The sequence below is a fragment of the Microbacterium salitolerans genome, from assembly GCF_019720895.1.
Taxonomy (GTDB): domain Bacteria; phylum Actinomycetota; class Actinomycetes; order Actinomycetales; family Microbacteriaceae; genus Microbacterium.
In genome coordinates this window covers 674,727-692,524 of the sequence record NZ_JAHKSH010000002.1, presented here as the reverse complement: position 1 = coordinate 692,524, position 17,798 = coordinate 674,727, and the positions used below count along the sequence as shown (strand labels likewise).

Sequence of the window (17,798 nt, the reverse complement as noted above, 5' to 3'; positions counted from 1 at the left end):
GTCCCTCAGCTGTTCTCGGCCCGTCCGAGGCGCCAGTAGCCCATGAAGGCGACGGCGCGACGGTCGACGCCGACATCGCGGACGAGGTGTCGACGCAGCGTCTTGACGACGCTCGCCTCGCCGGCGATCCAGGCGTACAGCGGCGCGCTCTTGAGGGCGGCGCCGCCCTTGGCGGTGCGGGGGACCTCCCAGAGCAGGTCGCGGTCGACATCGATCTCCTCGACGTCGGACCCGCGCCCGTCCGGGCAGAGCACGCCCGCGTGCGCCTCGACGACGCGCACGAGATGATCGTGGCGTTCACCGGATCTGCGCCCGGCCGCGTAGACCCGGAAGCCGGGGTGCGGGGGCAGGTAGGCCGCGTCCCGGTCGTCCGGCACCTCGAGCACGACGATGCCCGTCGCCTCGCGCGGCAGCTGCTCGAGGATGACGGCGATCGCGGGGGCGGCCGTCTCATCGCCGACCAGCAGCAGCTCCTCGGTCGCGGCCGGCGGCACGAAGTCCACGCCGAGCGGCACGCCCTCTGCGTGGATCGTGGGTGCGAGTACGAGCACCTCATCGCCGACGCCTGCACGGTCGATCCACGCGGACGCCGGTCCCTGCACGTCGTGGGCGACCATGTCGATGTCGATCTCGTTCGCCTCGGGGCGCACCGCGCGCGTCGTGTAGGTGCGGAACGGCGGACGTGCGCCGTCGGGGAGCCCGCGCCAATCCGTGTACCAGTCGTCACCCGTCGGCATATCGTCGATCGTCAGACGGTCGGTCGGGAAGACGACCTTGACGCGCTGGTCGAACCCGGGATCGCCGTACTCGTGCAGGTCCCCGCCGCTGAAGGTGAATCGGCGGAAGCTGGGCGTCAGGTCCTGGATCCGCGTGACTCGCACGCGGAAGAACCGCATCGGCCGCGTGTCGGTCGCGAGGGCGGTCGTGCTCATGCGGAGACTCCTGTCAGGGGGACGTTCGGGGCGGTGGCGCGCACGTGGTGTCGTCCGCGCGGGATGATGAGCGGCGTGCCGGATACCGGATCCGGGATCACGGTGCTGTCGAGTCCGAACACGTCGCTCATGAGTTCGGCCGTCACGACGTCGCTCGGCGCGCCGCTCGCGACGAGCTCCCCGCCCCGCAGGGCGAAGAGATGATCGGCATAGCGTGCCGCGAGGTTGATGTCGTGCAGGACCATCGCGATCGTCGTCCCGCGTTTGCGATTGAGGTCGGTGATCAGATCGAGCACCTCGACCTGATGCGCGAGGTCGAGATACGTCGTCGGCTCGTCGAGCAGCAGCAGCTCGGTCTCCTGGGCGAGCGCCATCGCGATCCAGACGCGCTGGCGCTGGCCCCCGGACAGCTCATCGACGGCGCGGTCGGCGAGATCTGTGGTGCCCGTCACCGCGAGCGCCTCCGCGACAGCGCGCTCATCGTCCGCGGTCCACGCGCGGAAGAGCTTCTGGTGCGGGTGCCGTCCGCGCCCGACGAGGTCCGCGACGACGATGCCCTCGGGGGCGACGGGCATCTGCGGGAGCAGGCCGAGCGTCTGCGCGAGTCGCTTCGTGGGCGTGCGGTCGATTCGCGCGCCGTCGAGGAGGACGGCGCCCGATGCGGGGGCGAGCAGGCGAGCGAACGTCTTCAGGAGGGTCGACTTGCCGCACGCGTTCGCGCCCACGATCACGCTGATCCGGCCGGGGGGCAGCGCGAGGTCGATCGCGTCGACGATGGTGCGTGCGCCGTAGCCGGCCGAGAGCGCCTGTGCTTCGAGGGAGTGGTGAACGGTCACGAGGATCCTCCGAGACGATTCATGCGGAACAGGAGAAACAGGAGGTAGGGCGCGCCGAGGATCCCCGTGATGACGCCGACGGGGAAGCGCGTATCGAAGGCGAACTGACCGAGCAGGTCCGCGGCGAGCACGAGACAGGCGCCCACGAGCGCGGAAGGGATCACGAGCGAGGAGCCGGCGCCGACGATGCGCTGCGCGATGGGTCCTGCCAGGAAGGCGACGAACGCGATGGGCCCCGTCGTCGCGGTGGCGACGCAGGCGAGCGCGACCGCGGACACGATGAGGAGCACGCGCGTGCGATCGACGCGGACGCCGAGGGCGGTCGCGGAGGCGTCGCCGAGTTCGAGTGCGCTGAGGCTCCGCGAGAGCACGAGGACCACCGGCACGAGCACGACGACCGCGCCGACGAGGGGAGGCAGATCCTCCATGCGAGAGCCGTTCAAGCTGCCTGTCAGCCAGCGCATCGCGGCCGGAACGTCCCATTCGGCCGCGCGTTGGATGAGGAACGCGACGACGGAGTCGAGCATCGCGCCGATGCCGATGCCGATGAGGATCAGGCGCCCGCCCGTCGCCTCGCCTCCGCGCGCGGCAAGGTAGATGGCCGCCGCGGTCGCGATGCCGACGACCAGCGCGAACAGCGTCGTCAGGCCGCTCGACAGGTGGAGGACGACGAGGGAGAGGACGGCTGCGGCGCTCGCACCGGACGTGATGCCGATGACGTCGGGGCTGGCCAGCGGATTGCGAAGCATCGTCTGGAACGTCGATCCCGCGATTCCGAAGGCGACCCCCGCGAGAACGCCGGTGACGGCGCGTGGGATCCTGAGCGTGCCGACGGTGAACGAGGCTCCCGGGACGTCGTGGCCGAAGAGGACGGCGACGACGTCGGCGACCGGGTAGATCGTCTGGCCGAGCATGAGCATCCCGAAGCCGAGCCCGATGACGAGCACGGACAGCGCCGAGATGCCGACGAGGCGGCGGCGCGCGCGGCGGCGGCGGCCGGTGCCGATGTCGGGGAGGTCGAGCGTCGCTCCGACGGTCTGCGTGAGCACGGACATCAGAGCGCCTTCATACGGGTGCGGCGCGCGATCAGCACGAGAACGGGGGCGCCGAGGAACGCCGTCACGATTCCGGCCTCGACTTCGCCGGGGGAGCCGACCACGCGGCCGAGCGTGTCGGCGAGCGTGAGCAGAATCGCTCCTCCCACCGCGGAGAACGGCAGGAGCCAGCGCTGATCCGGGCCGGACAGCAGGCGCACGATGTGCGGGACCATGAGGCCCACGAAGGCGATCGGGCCGGCGACGGCCGTGACGGCTGCGCACAGGACCACGCCCGCGACCGCAGCGAGGGCGCGCGTGCGCCCGACGCGCACGCCGAGTCCGACGGCGACGTCGTCGCCGAGAGCGAGCGCATTGAGCCCCGGCCCGAGGACGAACACTGCGAGCGCCGCGACCGCGATCAGGGGGACGACGAGCGCCATGGACTCCCACGTCGCGCCGCCTACGCCGCCGACCTGCCAGAACCGGAACTCTGTCATCGCCTGCGCGCGCGGGAGAAGGACGGCGCTCACGAGAGAGGAGAGAGCGGCGGTCGTCGCGGCCCCGGCGAGCGCGAGCTTGATCGGCGTCGCGCCGCCGGCCCCGACGGATCCGACCATGTATACGAAGACCGCGGCGAGAGCGCTGCCGACGAGAGCCAGCCCGAGGAACTCGAACGTCGACGACATGCCGAAGAACGCCATGCCGCACACGACGAACAATGCGGCGCCCGTGTTGACGCCGAGGATCCCGGGGTCGGCGATGGGGTTCCGCGTGACCGCCTGCATGACGGCGCCCGACAGGGCGAGCGCCGCACCGGCGACGACCGCGAGGACCGTACGCGGGATCCTCTCCTGCACGGAGATGGCGCCGATATCCGCCGGGACCTCGCCGCGCAGCCACGTGGCGAGGCCGTCGACGATCTCATCGATCCCGACCGTCCTCGAGCCGAACGCGAGCGAAATGAGCACTGCCGCTGCGACCGCCGCGACGCCGCCTGCCAGCAGAAGGGCGCGCCTCGACGCCCCCGCCTGTGGAGCGGGGGCGTCGAGGCGGACGGCGGTCGTGGTCACTCGGCCGATGCGGCGTCGTTCAGGAGCGCGACGTACTCGTCCAGCACCCACGGGATGGACAGCGCGCTCGGGCTCACCGCACCGCTCAGCGGGCTGCCGGCACCGACGGTGACGATCGCCCCCTTCTCGACAGCAGGGACGGTGCTCCACAGCGGGTCGTTCTGCAGCGCCTCGATGAGCGTGTCGTCGCCGTACGACACGATGACGTCGACGTCGGACAGCTGATCGGCGTTCTCCGCGGCGATGTCGGCGTAGAAGGTGCCGCTCTCGGCGGCCTCGACCGCGGCCTCGGGAACAGAGAAGCCCAGGTCGCTCAGGAGCCCGGAGCGCGAGTCGCCCTCGGCGTAGATCGACCCGGTCGAGAGGTCGGACGGCGTGAAGGAGAAGAACGCGGCGGTCTTGCCGTCGATCGCGGTCGCATCGGCGGTCGCATCGGAGATCTGCTGCTCGATGTCTGCCACGAGCTGTTCGCCGTCCTCCGCCTTCCCGAGCGCCTGGGAGTTGAGCAGGATCGAGTCCCGCCACGAGGTGTACCAGGGCACGTCGGGGTGGGCGACGACCGGGGCGATCTCGCTCAGCGTCGCGTAGTCCTCCTCGCCGAGACCGGACTGCGCGGCGATGATCACGTCCGGCGCGCTGTCGGCGATCGCCTCGAAGTCGACGCCGTCCGTCGTATCGTAGACGACGGGCTCCTCAGCGCCGAGCTCGTCGTACGCGTCGAGTGACCACTCGTAGATCCCGAGGCCGTCGCTGCCGTCCATCGACCAGGTCTGGTCGTCGACGCCGACGGGGGCGATGCCGAGCGCCAGCGCGGTGTCGTGATTGCCCCAGCCGATCGCCGCGACCCGCTCGGGGTGCGCGGGAACCTCGCTGGTGCCGAGGGCGTGCTCGACCGTGATCGTCTCGTCCGCGGGTGGGGCGCCGTCGCTCGAGCCGGATGAGCACGCGGCGAGCGAGAGGGCGGCGACGCCGGAGATGCCGACGGCGAAGACACGATGCAGGTGCACGAGCTACCTCGTTTCCATGAGGGGGAGGGGGATCCTCGGGCAGGATCCGGCGGAGGTCAGGGTGACCTCACTCAGGTAAGGCTCACCTAATTGCCGAGTATATGCAAACTGCGAGTGTCATGCGAGGCCGCGCGAGCGGTGCGACGTGTTCGCGAACACGTGCGGCATCTGGCAGAATGGGACGTTGGACCGCGCGTTCGACCCTCTATCTGACGCCGCGGGCCACCCCTATTGAGCTTCCGCCGGCGTGCATCACCCCACGCGCAGGGCGACTGGTTCGTTCACTCTTCCAATCCACAGGAGAATCGTGGCTGTCAAGATCCGTCTGAAGCGCATGGGCAAGATCCGCGCACCCTACTACCGCATCGTCGTCGCCGACTCGCGCACCAAGCGCGATGGTCGCGTGGTCGAGGAGATCGGCAAGTACCACCCCACCGAGGAGCCCTCGTTCATCGAGGTCGACTCCGAGCGCGCGCAGTACTGGCTGTCCGTCGGCGCGCAGCCGACCGAGCAGGTCGCCGCGATCCTCAAGATCACGGGCGACTGGGGCAAGTTCAAGGGCGACCCCGACGCCAAGAGCACGCTCAAGGTCGCCGAGGAGAAGAAGCCCTACGAGGCGAACTCCTCGAAGAAGTCGGTCGTCCAGCCCAAGGCCGAGAAGAAGGCCCCGGCTGAGTCGGCTCCCGCGGCGGACGCTCCCGCCGAGTCGGCGGAGTAAGACACATCGTGCTGGCTGCCGCGCTCGAACACATCGTCAAAGGCATCGTCGATCACCCCGATGATGTGCGCGTCGACGAGTCCGCCTCCTCGCGGGGGGATGTGCTGGAAGTGCACGTCGCCGCCGAGGATCGCGGTCGTGTGATCGGGCGCGGCGGCCGGACCGCCAAGGCACTGCGGACGCTCATCTCGGCTCTCGCCGACGGTCGGCGTGTGCGCGTCGACGTGGCTGACGACTGATGTCGGCTGCGAAGACCCCCAAGAACCAGCTCCGCGTCGGCCGTGTGCTCAAGGCACACGGGCTGAAGGGCGCGTTGAAGCTCGAGCTCTACACCGACGACCCCGACGGTCGGCTCGTCCCGGGAGCGACGTTCACGCTCCAGGTGCCGGAGCACTCCAAGTGGCACCGGGAGACCGTCACAGTCCGCGAGTTCCGCTGGATGAACGCCAGCCCCGTCATCTTCTTCGAAGGCGTCGACGACCGCAACGAGGCGGAGACGCTCGCGCGCGCGATTCTCTGGGTCGATCACGAGGACACGGCCTCGACTGAGCCCGATGCCTGGTATGACCACCAGCTCGTCGGTCTCGACGCGGTCCGCGGAGACGAGGTCATCGGACGCGTCTCCCGCGTCGACCACCTCCCCTCCCAGGACCTGCTCATCGTGTCGGTGGACGACCACGAGGTGATGGTGCCGTTCGTCGCGGCCATCGTCCCCGAGGTCGACCTCGGTCGCGGTCGCGTGGTGCTCACACCGCCGCCGGGGCTCTTCGAAGAGCTCGCCGACGACGAGCAGTAGCACCGGCTCCATGCGGTCCGCGCAGACGAGCTCGCCGGGCGAACGTCCCGTTCTGTCGCTGTGGCTCGCCGCAGTCGCAGCGGTGTGCGGGGGCTTGCTCCTCGATGCCTCGTTCCCCGCACTCGGCATCTGGCCGCTCGCGTTCCTGGCGACGGCGCTGTCGCTCGTGTCGCTGATCGGGCGGCGAGCGGGAGGGGCTCTCCTCCTCGGATCCCTCTTCGGGGCGGCCTTCTACTTCCCGCACATCGATTGGGCGGCGCAGTTCCTCGGCGATGATCCGCTGCGATGGGTCCCGTGGGTCGCGCTCGCGTCCGTTCAGACGCTCTTCATGGGGCTCGGCGCGATCCCGATCGCGCTGGCGTATCGCTGGGTCCCGCAGGTGCTTCCGCGTGCACGCTGGTACCTCCCGGCCACCGGCGCGCTCGTGGCGGGCCTGTGGACAGCGCGAGAGCTGATCATGGGGGCGTGGCCGTACGGAGGGTTTCCCTGGGGCCGCATCGGCATGTCCCAGGCCGAGAGCCCGCTCGCGCCCGTCGCGTCGTGGGTCGGCGTCGCGGGTCTCACCTTCGCGATGGTGCTCGTCGTCGCTCTCGTCGTGGAGGGCGTCAGACTCCTTGTGCGCGGGCGTCGCGTGCGGGCGGTCTGGGCGCTCGTCGCACCGGCGGGCCTTCTCGCCGTCCTCGTCGTCGTTCCGCAGTTCCCGACGGAGGCGGCCGGCACGATCCGCGTCGGCGCCGTTCAGGGCGACGGGCCCGCCGCGTACCTCGATCAGCGAGAGCCCTACGAGGTGCTCCAGGCGCAGCTCGCGGCATCGGAGACGGTCGTCGGTGAGGACGTCGACGTCGTCGTGTGGCCCGAAGGCGGCGTCGACGCGGATCCTCTCGCCGATCCGATCGCGGCAGAGGCACTCGATCGTGCGGTCGCGACGTACGACGCCCCCATCCTCATGAACGCCGCGGTCTCCGACGGCTCCCTCGTCTACAACCGCTCGATGCTCTGGGAAGAGGAGGGCGTCACGCAGACGCACTCCAAGCGCTACCCCGTGCCGTTCGGCGAGTACGTGCCGCAGCGCGAGCTGTACGAGGCGATCGTGCCCTCGCTCATCGGGATGATCCAGCGGGAGTACGAGCCAGGAGCCGACGCGCCCGTGGTCGACGTCGATGATGTGCGCATCGGGCTCGCGATCTGCTTCGACGTGCTGTTCGACGACCTCATCGCCGAGGGCGTCGACGACGGCGCGCAGGTGCTGATGTTCCAGACGAACAACGCCGACTTCCGCGGCACCGACGAGAACCTGCAGCAGCTCGCCGTCGCGCGTATGAGGGCGATCGAGACGGGCCGCAGCGTCGTCAACATCTCGACGGTCGGCACGAGTCAGGTGATCGCACCTGACGGTGAGACCCTTCAGCAGATCCCGGCGGACGAACCCGGGGCGATGATCGCCGACGTCGAGCTGAGGGACGGCACGACGCCTGCGATCGCGATGGGGGAGCAGCTCCGCGCCTTCCTCCTGTGGATCCCGATTCTCGGCCTCGCAGTTGCAGGCGGGGCGCTCGACCGCCTGAGGCGACTGCGTGCCGAGCTCGCTCCCGATGAGAAGGGCTCCGCGAGCGAGTAGCCTGGCCGCATGGCTGACAGCTACTGGTACAACCTCCGCACGGGCGAGGTCGAGCACGGGCCTGAATCGCCCGCCCTCGACCGCGCGGGTCCCTTCGACACGGCGGAGGAGGCGGCACACGCTCCAGAGCTTCTCCGACAGCGCGCGAAGGCCTGGGAAGACGAGGAGCGCCGCGAGGACGAATAGGGGCAGCGCCTCCTGACATGACATGTCCGAACCGGCAGAGCCACTAGGCTGACTGGCATGGACAAGCAGCAGGATTTCGTGCTCCGCACGATCGAGGAACGTGGCGTGAAGTTCGTGCGCCTGTGGTTCACCGACGTTGTCGGAACGCTCAAATCCGTCGCGATCGCGCCCGCCGAGGTCGAAGGGGCATTCAGCGAGGGGATCGGGTTCGACGGGTCGGCCATCGAAGGTCTCACGCGTATCCATGAGAGCGACCTGCTCGCGCACCCCGACCCGACGACGTTCCAACTGCTGCCGTGGCGCGGCGACGTCGATCCGACGGCGCGAATGTTCTGCGATCTGACGACTCCCGACGGCCAGCCGGCGGTGTCGGATCCCCGCAATGTCCTGAAGCGCACGCTCTCGAAGGCGGCGGATGCGGGCTTCACGTTCTACACGCACCCCGAGATGGAGTTCTATCTCTTCAAACCGGGGAAGCGCGGCGAGGTTCCCGTGCCCGTCGACTCGGCGGGCTACTTCGACAACGTGCCTGGCGGCACGGCCCATGACTTCCGTCGTCGGGCCGTTCGCATGCTCGAAGACCTCGGGATCTCCGTGGAGTACAGCCATCACGAGGGCGGCCCGGGCCAGAACGAGATCGATCTGCGCTACGCGGATGGGCTCACCATGGCGGACAACATCATGACGTTCCGCACGGTCGTCAAGGAGGTCGCGATCGAGCAGGGCGTGCACGCGACGTTCATGCCGAAGCCGCTGGCCGGCGAGCCGGGCAGCGGCATGCACACGCACATGTCGCTCTTCGAAGGCGACACGAACGCGTTCTACGACGAGACTGCGCCGCATCAGCTCTCGCAGACCGGGCGTCACTTCGTCGCGGGTCTGCTGCGTCATTCCGACGAGATCTCGCTCGTGCTGAACCAGTTCGTCAACTCGTACAAGCGCGTGTGGGGTGGCGACGAGGCGCCCAGCTACATCGCCTGGGGGCACAACAACCGCTCCGCGCTCATCCGCGTCCCGATGCACAAACCCGGCAAGGGGCAGTCGGCGCGCGTCGAGCACCGTGGGGTCGACTCCGCGGCCAATCCGTACCTGTCGTACGCGCTGATGCTCGCCGCGGGTCTCAAGGGCATCGAAGACGAGTACGAGCTTCCCCCCGAGGCCGAGGACAACATCTGGGCGCTCAGCAGTGCCGAGCGCCGTGCGCTCGGCTACCGGCCGCTGCCGTCGAGTCTCGATCATGCGATCGCGCGCATGGAAGAGAGCGAGCTCGTCGCCGAGACTCTGGGTGAGCAGGTGTTCAGCTACGTCCTCGCGAACAAGCGCCGCGAGTTCGAGGAATACCGCGAGCAGGTTACGTCGCTCGAGCTGAAGACGACGTTCGACATCATCTGATCTCGCCGGTGACACCTCCTGCACGCCCGTCCATCCGCTCGGTCCTCGCGCGGGCGGGCTTCGCTGACCTGTCCGATGCTTCCGCGGCATTGGACGAGCTGGCCGAGCTCACGGACGTCGGCCGAGACGATCTCGTCGCCGGCGCGGCGCGCAGCGCGGATCCAGATGCCGCAGTGCGCGCCGTCCTCGCGATCGCCCGGCGCGACGCGCGCCCCGTGCGCGAGGTTCTCGCCGATCCGCGCGGCACCCGCAACCTGTGGCGGGTGCTCGGAGCATCGCAGGGGTTCGGCGACTTCTTCCTGCGGCGGCCGGCGGTGCTCGCCGACTTGGTGACGGCCGGCGTCCGGCTGCCGGCAGCCGGCGAGATGCAGCGCCAGCTGCTCGCCGCCGTCGACGCGGCGGAGGGGTTCGCGGGCAGCGACGACGCCGACGCGTGGAACGCGCTGCGGGTGGCCTACCGTCGTGTCCTCCTCCAGATCGCGGCGTTCGATCTCGCGGCCCCGGATCCGGTCGAGGCCGTGCGCGACGTGACGGCGGCGCTGTCCGATGCGGCGGCAGCTGCGATCGAGGCGTCGCTTGCGGTCGCGCGCACGAAGATCTCGCAGGGCATGGGATCCCGTGGGCTGTTTCCACGCGATGAGGTCGTCGCGACGAAGCTCGCCATCATCGGCATGGGCAAGGCAGGCGCGCGCGAGCTCAACTACGTCTCGGACGTCGACGTCATCTTCGTCGCGGGCGTCGCCGACGACGCCGATCTCGATGAGGCGCGCGGCATCGACATCGCCACGCGCCTCGCAGCGCAGACGATGCGCGGCATCGACGCATTCGAGACCGAGCCTCCGCTGTGGGAGGTCGACGCGAACCTGCGACCCGAGGGTCGACAGGGGGCTCTCGTGCGCACACTCGATTCGCACATCGCCTACTACCAGCGCTGGGCGCACTCGTGGGAGTTCCAGGCGCTCCTCAAAGCCCGCCCGCTGGCCGGCGACGTCGAACTCGGTGCGCGTTATGTCGCGGCGACCGCGCCGTTCGTCTGGTCGAGCTCGGAGCGCGCCGGATTCGTCGACAGCGTGCAGGCCATGCGCGAGCGCGTCAGCGACAACATCGCCCGCGACGAGGTCGACCGGCAGGTGAAGCTGGGACCGGGCGGGCTGCGCGACGTCGAGTTCACCGTGCAGCTGCTGCAGCTCGTGCACGGGCGATCCGACGAGCTCGTCCGTGAGCGCGGCACGCTCTCGGCACTCGAGGCGCTCGTGGATCGCGGATACATCGGGCGCGGCGACGCGGCGGCCTTCGCGACCGACTATCGTCTGCTCCGCCTTCTCGAACACCGCCTGCAGCTGCAGCAGCTGCGACGCACGCATCTCATACCGTCCGATGACGAGCGTCGCAGGATTCTGGCGCGTTCCACGGGACTGTTCGACCCCGCGGTCGGAGCAGCGGGCGGAACCGCGACCGACATCACGGCCACATGGAGGCGTGTCCGCGACGAGGTACGCGATATCCACGTGCGCATGTTCTATCGGCCGCTTCTCTCCGCCGTGGCCGCGACCCAGGACGATGCGCGGGCGCTGACCGGCGACGAGGCCCACGACCGTCTCTCGGCGATCGGGTTCCGTGACGCGAAGAGCGCTCTGCGCCACATCGGCGCCCTGACACGCGGCGTCAGCCGCAAGGTCACGGTGCAGCGCACGCTGATGCCCGTCATGCTGCGCTGGTTCGCGGAGGGGGTGGATCCCGACTACGGATTGGTCGCGTATCGCCGCATCAGCGAGCGGCTCGGCGAGAGCTCGTGGTTCCTCCGGATGCTGCGTGACTCCGCTGGTGCGGCCGAATCGCTCACGATGCTGCTGAGCGGGTCGCGCTACGTGGGCGAGCTCATGGAATGGATCCCCGAGTCGGTCGGCTGGCTCGACAGCGCCGAGCAGCTCCGCCCGCGAGCGATGGAGGTGCTCGACCTCGAGGCGCGCGCGATCCAGAGGCGGCGCCCGTCGCTCGACGACGCGATGCGCGCGATCCGTGGGATCCGTCGTCGCGAGCTGCTGCGCACGGCCATCGGATCGATGCTCGGGGAGCTGTCCATCAAGGACGTCACGACGGCGCTCACGACGATCACCGACGTCACGCTTCAGGCGACCCTGCGTGCCGTCCGGCGCGACGTGGTGCCCGACGAGCATGCGAGCATCGAGTTCGCGATCATCGGCATGGGACGCTACGGGGGCGGCGAGGTGGGCTTCGGGTCCGACGCCGATGTGCTGTACGTCTACCGCGCGCCCGACCTCGACCCGCAGGTCGCGGAGTCGTATGCACGCCGCATCGTGAGCACGCTGCGCGAGGCCTCTCAGGACCACCGGGTCCCGCTCGACCTCGACGCCGACCTGCGTCCGGAGGGACGCAACGGTCCGATCGTGCGCACACTCGAGGCCTACCGCGCCTACTATGCGCGCTGGTCCGTGTCGTGGGAGGCGCAGGCGCTCCTGCGCGCTCGCGCCGTCGCAGGAACGCCCGAGCTGCGCGACGACTTCATGGCGATGGTCGACGAGGTGAGATACCCAGCCCAGGCGAAGACCGAAGACGTGCGCGAGATCAAGCGCATCAAGGCGCGGGTCGAGAGCGAGCGCATCCCGAAGGGGGTGGATCCGAGCCGTCATCTCAAGCTCGGCCCGGGCGGATTGAGCGACGTGGAGTGGCTCGTGCAGCTTCTCCAGATGCAGCACGCGCACCGCATCGCGGACCTCCGCACGCCCCGGACGCTGCACGCGCTGCAGGCGGCGTACGACGAAGGCATCCTGACAGAGGAGCAGGCGCAGCAGCTGGGCGCGGCCTGGCGTCTTGCGACCCGCCTGCGATCGGCGAACACGCTGCTGACCGGGTCCAACAGCGACGTGCTCCCGACCGACTCTCATGCCCTCGACGGCGTCGCGCGCATCCTCGAGATGCCGCCCGGATCCGCGTGGGAGATCGAAGAGGACTGGCTGCGCACGGCGCGCCGAGCGCGACGCACGTACGAGAACGTCTTCTACGATCTGTGATCATCATGGTGTGCGGGTAGTCAGACGCGATTGTGAACAATATGATCGACGATGACGCTCAGCGGCGGATCCAGGGCACACGACGCCTGACGGGTTCCGAAGGGGGACACGCATGACGACGACGAACACACGCGACGGCCAGAAGCTCGGCGTCGACGGGCTGACCGACGAACTGCGGCGGGCGATCAGCGCCGGCGAGCTGGCGCCGAATCAGCGACTCATCGAGGCGGACCTCGTCGAACACTACGGCGTCACTCGCAGCGTCGTGCGCACCGCGCTCGGCAACCTCGCGTTCGAGGGGATGGTCGAGCGCCTTCAGAATCGCGGCGCCCGGGTGCGCGCGATCGACGTCGTCGAGGCGCTCGAGATCGTCGAGCTGCGCGCGGCGATCGAGTCCCTGTGCGCCTGGCACGCGGCGACGGCGGCGAGTGATGAGCAGATCGCGCAGCTCGTCGCGATCGGCGACCGCATGCGCGTGTGCGTCGACGAGGGTGACGTCGAGGCGTATTCCGAATGCAACAGGGCGCTCCACGACCTCGTGCTCGAGGTGAGCGGTATGCGCATCGCGCCGACGATCGTCAACCGACTTCGCGCGCAGAACGCGCGATTCCGGATCCGACTGGCCCGCACGCGCAACCGCCCGCGCGTCTCGTTCCCCGAGCATCTCGCGATCATCGAGGCGATCCGCGATCGCGATCCCGAACGCGCCCGCGGCGCGATGGCGGTGCATCTGCGCAGCGTCGAGGCGGCCACACGCGAGCACTTCGTCGACGGCGACTGACACGGCGTCGCCGATGCACGCGGCGATCTGGCCGCGGCGCATGCTCAGACGCCGGACGCGGGTGGGGACGGCGAATGCCCGGGGAGAAGACCCCGGGCATTCGCAATCCGCACGGCGTCGTGGACGCCGCGGCGAGGATCAGACGCCGTAGTACAGCTCGAACTCGAACGGGTGAGGGCGCTGGGCCATCGGAATGATCTCGTTCTCGTACTTGTAGTCGATCCAGGTCTCGATGAGCTCCTGGGTGAACACGCCGCCCTCGAGGAGGAAGGCGTGGTCCTCGCGGAGCGCCTCGAGCGCTTCGGCGAGCGTGCCGGGGACCTGGGGGATGTCCTTGGCCTCCTCGGGGGGAAGCTCGTAGAGGTCCTTGTCGACCGGCTCGTGCGGCTCGATGCGGTTCTTGATGCCGTCGATGCCCGCCATGAGCTGGGCTGCGAACGCGAGGTACGGGTTGCCCGACGAGTCGGGAGCACGGAACTCCAGGCGCTTCGCCTTCGGGTTCGATCCCGTGATCGGGATGCGGACCGCGGCAGAGCGGTTGCCGGCGGAGTACACGAGGTTGACCGGGGCCTCGAAGCCCTTGACGAGGCGGTGGTACGAGTTGATCGTCGGGTTCGTGAACGCGAGAACCGCGGGAGCGTGCTTCAGCAGCCCGCCGATGTACCAGCGTGCGACGTCGGAGAGCTGCGCGTAGCCCTGCTCGTCGAAGAACAGCGGCTTGCCGTCGAGCCACAGCGACTGGTGCGTGTGCATACCCGAGCCGTTGTCGCCGAAGATCGGCTTCGGCATGAATGTGGCGGTCTTGCCCCACTGGTCGGCCACGTTCTTGACGATGTACTTGAACTTCAGGATGTCGTCGGCCGCGTGGACCATCGTGTCGAAGCGGTAGTTGATCTCGGCCTGGCCGGCCGTTCCGACCTCGTGGTGTGCGCGCTCGAGCTCGAGGCCCGCCTCGATCAGCTGGAGCGAGATGTCGTCGCGGATGTCGGCGTGCTTGTCGACGGGGGACACGGGGAAGTAGCCGCCCTTGAAGGGAGTCTTATTGGCGAGGTTCCCGCCCTCTTCCTCACGACCGGTGTTCCACGCGGCCTCCTCGGAGTCGACCGAGTAGAAGCTCTTGCCCTGCGTGACCTCGTATCGCACATCGTCGAAGATGTAGAACTCGGCCTCGGGCGCGAAGAACGCGGTGTCGGCGATGCCGGTCGACGCGAGGTACTTCTCGGCCTTCTTGGCGACCTGGCGCGGGTCCTTCGAGTAGATCTCGCCGTTGCGCGGGTTGTAGATATCGAAGACGATCACGAGCGTCTTGTTCTCGCGGAACGGGTCGAGATAGGCCGTCGAGACGTCCGGGATGAGCTGCATGTCGGACTCGTTGATGCTGGCGAAGCCGCGGATCGAGGAGCCATCGAACATCTGACCGATGGTGAAGAAGTCCTCATCCACGGTCGATGCGGGGATGTTGAAGTGCTGCTGGACACCGGGCAGATCGGTGAACCGGATGTCAACGAACTTGACGTCCTCGTCCTTGATGAACGCGAGCACCTCGGATGAGTCTTTGAACATGGAGGCTCCAGATTGGTGGGACTTCGGGTCGCCGCCCGTGAAGGGTGACCCGTCGAAGCTATCCGCGGGGCATTGCCCGAGAATGTCTCGAATGTTTCCTGGAGGTTACGTGGGTGCTCGCCGTCAGCACAAATGCGCCCGGCGAATAGGCTGGAGCGGTGAGCCCAGACACCCCCGCGCAGGAATATCCCGGCAAGTCGATCGGCCTGCCCCCCGCTGGTCCGGGGAGCATCGCCCCGCTGAGCCGACGCGTCGGCGCGTTCGTCACGGACTGGGCCGCCGTCGTCCTTCTCTCGATGGCCTTCTTCGACTACGAGTGGTGGTCGACGCTCCTCATCTTCATCGTGATCCAGACCATCTTCCTCCCGACCGCCGGCGGCAGTCCGGGCCATCGCCTCTGGCGACTGCGAGTCATCCGTCGCGGCGGCGGGTGGGTAGGGGTCTGGCGCCCCTTCATGCGGTCGGTGCTGATCGTGCTCGTGATCCCGGCGGCCATCTGGGACGAGAATCAGCGCGGACTTCATGACCTGCTCGCCGACACGGTCATCGTGCGTGGCTGACGCCCCACCGGATATGACGAGGCCCCCGCCGCGGCGGGGGCCTCGTCGTATCCGGCATGCCGTCAGCGCGGCCTCGGGGCTCGCACCTTGGTCGGGTCGACGCCCTTCGGGATCGGCAGCGATGAGACGCCATGGCCGATCGACTCGGTGCGCGCGATCAGCTGGTGCATCCCGGCCTTGTCGACGGCCTTCGGGAGCTTCTTGATCGACGACGCGAGGCGGGAGACGGGGATCTCGTCTTCGCCGTGGCCCACGTAGAAGACGGTGACGGGGATCGCGCCGTGCGTAATGCGCAGTGCCGTCGTCTTCTCCTTCTTGATGAGCTTCTCGAGGCGCTTGCGGGATCCCTCGCCGACGAGCGCGACTCCTCCGCGGCCGACAGCACGGTAGACCGCATCCTTCGTCTTGGGGTTGACGGCGACGGGCATGTCCTCGCCGCGCCAGCGCCGACCGAGCATATTGGCGATCACGTGTCCGGCGCCGCCTGGCATGCCGTCGATCTTCTTGTACATCGCCTTCGTCGCGAGGCGGTTCATGATGAGCATCGAGGCGATGATGCCGATCATCACGCCGAAGATGCCCCAGAGGATGTATCCCCACCATGGCTGTCCCGAGAAGAACGCGAGCAGGATGCCGACGCCGATGCCCGCCACCAGGACGAGGGGGAGCACCCAGGCGACCCACGAGTACTCCTCGCGGGTGAACGAGAAGAGGTTCTTGATCGTGGTGAAGAACCCAGGACGCTTTTCGGGCTCGGACGTGCGTGATGCCATGCCCCCATCCTACGTGGGCGAGCGGCGTGTCGAATGCGGGTCAGCGTGTGCACACCCGCGGATCCGCCGGATTCGTCCACAATCACGGGGTCGAGCCACGTCAGGGGCGTGCTCATCGCGCCAGTGTGGATGCCATGACTGCTTCCGCGACCCGTTCCCGTGTGGACCCTCTCGGCGATGTCGTGCGGCGGATCCGTCGTGTCGAGCCGCCGCAGGCCCCGTTCGCCGCGACCCGTGCGGCGCTGTCCGAGTCGACCGTCCTGCTCGTCGATGCGCGTGTGCTCGACGACTGGCCGGGCTGGCGCTGCGCCGGCGCACAGCATGTGCTCGCCCCCGCCGATGTCGTGCGCCGCGCGGATGGCCACGATGTCGTCGTCCCTGACGTGCGCGAGCGCCTCAGCGCGGCCTGCGGCAGGCGCGAGGAGGCGCGCGAGTCGTGGCACCGAGGCGAGGTCGTGACGATCGTCGTCTCGGTCCTGCGGGGCATCGCCGAGGCCCGCGCGAGCGGTGTCGACGAGGGCGAGCACGGCTCCTGGTGGCTCGCGGTCGATGGCCGCCCGGTCTTCGGGTACTCGCAGAGCGAGGAGGACGACGAGACGATCGCCGAGGCGAGTCGCGCCCTCATTCAGCGTCTTCGACGCGGGTGCGACGACCGCATCGTGTCGCGAGCGATCGACGACGCGCTCGAGGCGATCGGTCGCCCTCAGGTACTGTCGCGTCGGCTGGAGTCCCTCGAGGAGACGCTGTTCGAGGCGGCGGCGCCGCAGCCGATCGATGTCTCGGTCACCGCGGCACCCGGGCGCGGCGCCCGACCAGCGCGTGTGATCGTCGATGAGGACGACGACGAAACGGGCGGCGTCCTCCACGTTCTGCGAGGTGCACTCACACGTCACATCGACGCGGGCGTGGGGGAGGCCGTCTTCGGCGCACTGCATTCTCTCCGGGCACGGTGGAGGGCGCGCGGCAAGCGGCCGCGCAGGCGGCGGTCGCCAGCCGAGTCCACCGGCCGTGGGCGTCTCGCCCTCGTGGGCGTGGCGGTCGTCGTGCTCGGGTGCGTCGGGGGCCTGCTCTGGCCCGACGCCGATCCCTCCCGTGCCTCGGATTCTTCGGCTTCGTCTCGCGCGGCGCCGGCATCGCAGAGCACCAGGGCTCCCACGTCGGCGCCCGAGACGGGAGCGCCGGTGCAGCCGGACGCGGCGGAGACGGCGGAGGACGATCCCCGGGCCGCGGCGACCGCTCTGCTGGCGGCCTGGGACGCGTGCGGACACGATCGCTGCGGGGTCGGGTACGAGCTCGAGCGCGAGGGCCCCGTGGCTGCCGCGGCAGACGGCCGCCATGTCGAGCTCGTCGACGACTACGGCGCCGTCGCCCTCCTGAGCGTCACCGCCGACGACCTTCGGCAGTTCCTCGTGATCGAACGGACGGACGACTCATGGCGGATCCGCGACGTGTCGGCCGCGCCCTGACACGACGACGGGGGCCGTGCGCGAAGCACGG

The 17,798-nt window shown here is 69.2% G+C and carries 17 protein-coding genes; 10 read left to right on the top strand and 7 right to left on the bottom strand.

Annotated elements, in window-relative coordinates; all coding sequences use genetic code 11:
* Nucleotides 1-5: 5 nt before the first annotated feature.
* The 5 genes from KOL93_RS06490 to KOL93_RS06470 are packed head-to-tail and all read right to left on the bottom strand — an operon-like array spanning nucleotide 6 to nucleotide 4,882.
* A complete protein-coding gene (locus tag KOL93_RS06490; protein ID WP_221584484.1) occupies nucleotides 6-932 on the bottom strand; it encodes a siderophore-interacting protein in 927 nt (308 codons plus the stop codon).
* On the bottom strand, nucleotides 929-1,768 hold the full coding sequence (locus KOL93_RS06485) for an ABC transporter ATP-binding protein (protein ID WP_221584483.1): 840 nt from the start codon (nucleotides 1,766-1,768) through the stop codon (nucleotides 929-931). The genes KOL93_RS06490 and KOL93_RS06485 overlap by 4 nt, the downstream gene beginning before the upstream one ends.
* Nucleotides 1,765-2,823, bottom strand: coding sequence for a FecCD family ABC transporter permease (locus tag KOL93_RS06480; protein ID WP_221584482.1), 1,059 nt, complete (start codon nucleotides 2,821-2,823; stop codon nucleotides 1,765-1,767). The genes KOL93_RS06485 and KOL93_RS06480 overlap by 4 nt, the downstream gene beginning before the upstream one ends.
* Nucleotides 2,823-3,875, bottom strand: a complete 1,053-nt coding sequence (locus KOL93_RS06475; RefSeq protein WP_221584481.1) for a FecCD family ABC transporter permease — start codon at nucleotides 3,873-3,875, stop codon at nucleotides 2,823-2,825. The genes KOL93_RS06480 and KOL93_RS06475 overlap by 1 nt, the downstream gene beginning before the upstream one ends.
* Entirely contained in the window at nucleotides 3,872-4,882 is a 1,011-nt protein-coding gene (locus KOL93_RS06470; protein ID WP_221584480.1) for an iron-siderophore ABC transporter substrate-binding protein, read from the bottom strand. Before KOL93_RS06470 ends, KOL93_RS06475 begins: the two co-directional genes overlap by 4 nt.
* A 307-nt stretch (nucleotides 4,883-5,189) precedes the next feature.
* Here KOL93_RS06470 and rpsP point away from each other — a divergent pair, with 307 nt between their 5' ends.
* From rpsP to KOL93_RS06430, 8 genes are all read left to right on the top strand, one after another.
* Nucleotides 5,190-5,600 carry a 30S ribosomal protein S16 gene (gene rpsP, locus KOL93_RS06465; RefSeq protein WP_221584479.1) on the top strand — a complete coding sequence of 137 codons (411 nt, stop codon included), beginning with the start codon at nucleotides 5,190-5,192 and terminating at the stop codon, nucleotides 5,598-5,600.
* An 8-nt stretch (nucleotides 5,601-5,608) separates the two neighbouring features.
* Nucleotides 5,609-5,839: an RNA-binding protein gene (locus KOL93_RS06460; protein WP_221584478.1), complete on the top strand. Its 231-nt coding sequence runs from the start codon at nucleotides 5,609-5,611 to the stop codon at nucleotides 5,837-5,839.
* Nucleotides 5,839-6,396: a ribosome maturation factor RimM gene (rimM, locus tag KOL93_RS06455; RefSeq protein ID WP_221584477.1), complete on the top strand. Its 558-nt coding sequence runs from the start codon at nucleotides 5,839-5,841 to the stop codon at nucleotides 6,394-6,396. Before KOL93_RS06460 ends, rimM begins: the two co-directional genes overlap by 1 nt.
* A gap of 10 nt (nucleotides 6,397-6,406) precedes the next feature.
* Complete coding sequence (gene lnt, locus KOL93_RS06450; protein WP_221584476.1) at nucleotides 6,407-8,014, top strand: apolipoprotein N-acyltransferase; 1,608 nt, start codon at nucleotides 6,407-6,409, stop codon at nucleotides 8,012-8,014.
* Between the two features lie 9 nt (nucleotides 8,015-8,023).
* Entirely contained in the window at nucleotides 8,024-8,200 is a 177-nt protein-coding gene (locus KOL93_RS06445) for an SPOR domain-containing protein (protein WP_221584475.1), read from the top strand.
* Nucleotides 8,201-8,257: 57 nt separating this feature from the next.
* A complete protein-coding gene (locus tag KOL93_RS06440; protein ID WP_221584474.1) occupies nucleotides 8,258-9,592 on the top strand; it encodes a glutamine synthetase family protein in 1,335 nt (444 codons plus the stop codon).
* Nucleotides 9,593-9,600: 8 nt separating this feature from the next.
* Complete coding sequence (locus KOL93_RS06435; RefSeq protein ID WP_221584473.1) at nucleotides 9,601-12,624, top strand: bifunctional [glutamine synthetase] adenylyltransferase/[glutamine synthetase]-adenylyl-L-tyrosine phosphorylase; 3,024 nt, start codon at nucleotides 9,601-9,603, stop codon at nucleotides 12,622-12,624.
* A 112-nt stretch (nucleotides 12,625-12,736) separates the two neighbouring features.
* Nucleotides 12,737-13,405 (top strand): GntR family transcriptional regulator, encoded by a 669-nt coding sequence (locus KOL93_RS06430; protein WP_221584472.1) that lies wholly within the window; start codon nucleotides 12,737-12,739, stop codon nucleotides 13,403-13,405.
* A 138-nt stretch (nucleotides 13,406-13,543) separates the two neighbouring features.
* Here the strand turns inward: KOL93_RS06430 and glnA are convergent, their stop codons facing one another.
* Nucleotides 13,544-14,968 (bottom strand): type I glutamate--ammonia ligase, encoded by a 1,425-nt coding sequence (gene glnA / locus KOL93_RS06425; RefSeq protein ID WP_221584471.1) that lies wholly within the window; start codon nucleotides 14,966-14,968, stop codon nucleotides 13,544-13,546.
* Nucleotides 14,969-15,126: 158 nt separating this feature from the next.
* Between glnA and KOL93_RS06420 the strand changes: the two genes are divergently transcribed.
* On the top strand, nucleotides 15,127-15,528 hold the full coding sequence (locus tag KOL93_RS06420) for an RDD family protein (protein WP_221584470.1): 402 nt from the start codon (nucleotides 15,127-15,129) through the stop codon (nucleotides 15,526-15,528).
* 62 nt (nucleotides 15,529-15,590) lie between these two features.
* Here the strand turns inward: KOL93_RS06420 and KOL93_RS06415 are convergent, their stop codons facing one another.
* Nucleotides 15,591-16,301, bottom strand: coding sequence for a DUF4191 domain-containing protein (locus KOL93_RS06415; protein WP_221584469.1), 711 nt, complete (start codon nucleotides 16,299-16,301; stop codon nucleotides 15,591-15,593).
* A gap of 134 nt (nucleotides 16,302-16,435) precedes the next feature.
* On the opposite strand from KOL93_RS06415, the gene KOL93_RS06410 reads away from it, so the two are divergent.
* Entirely contained in the window at nucleotides 16,436-17,767 is a 1,332-nt protein-coding gene (locus tag KOL93_RS06410; protein ID WP_221584468.1) for a hypothetical protein, read from the top strand.
* The last annotated feature ends 31 nt before the right edge of the window (nucleotides 17,768-17,798 follow it).

Excerpts from the sequence above, each read along its gene's own strand:
- lnt (WP_221584476.1), top strand. The coding sequence starts at position 6,407 with ATGCGGTCCGCGCAGACGAGCTCGCCGGGCGAACGTCCCGTTCTGTCG.
- glnA (WP_221584471.1), bottom strand. The coding sequence starts at position 14,968 with ATGTTCAAAGACTCATCCGAGGTGCTCGCGTTCATCAAGGACGAGGAC.
- KOL93_RS06480 (WP_221584482.1), bottom strand. The coding sequence starts at position 2,823 with ATGTCCGTGCTCACGCAGACCGTCGGAGCGACGCTCGACCTCCCCGAC.
- KOL93_RS06415 (WP_221584469.1), bottom strand. The coding sequence starts at position 16,301 with ATGGCATCACGCACGTCCGAGCCCGAAAAGCGTCCTGGGTTCTTCACC.
- KOL93_RS06430 (WP_221584472.1), top strand. The coding sequence starts at position 12,737 with ATGACGACGACGAACACACGCGACGGCCAGAAGCTCGGCGTCGACGGG.
- KOL93_RS06490 (WP_221584484.1), bottom strand. The coding sequence starts at position 932 with ATGAGCACGACCGCCCTCGCGACCGACACGCGGCCGATGCGGTTCTTC.
- rimM (WP_221584477.1), top strand. The coding sequence starts at position 5,839 with ATGTCGGCTGCGAAGACCCCCAAGAACCAGCTCCGCGTCGGCCGTGTG.
- KOL93_RS06410 (WP_221584468.1), top strand. The coding sequence starts at position 16,436 with ATGACTGCTTCCGCGACCCGTTCCCGTGTGGACCCTCTCGGCGATGTC.
- KOL93_RS06445 (WP_221584475.1), top strand. The coding sequence starts at position 8,024 with ATGGCTGACAGCTACTGGTACAACCTCCGCACGGGCGAGGTCGAGCAC.
- KOL93_RS06440 (WP_221584474.1), top strand. The coding sequence starts at position 8,258 with ATGGACAAGCAGCAGGATTTCGTGCTCCGCACGATCGAGGAACGTGGC.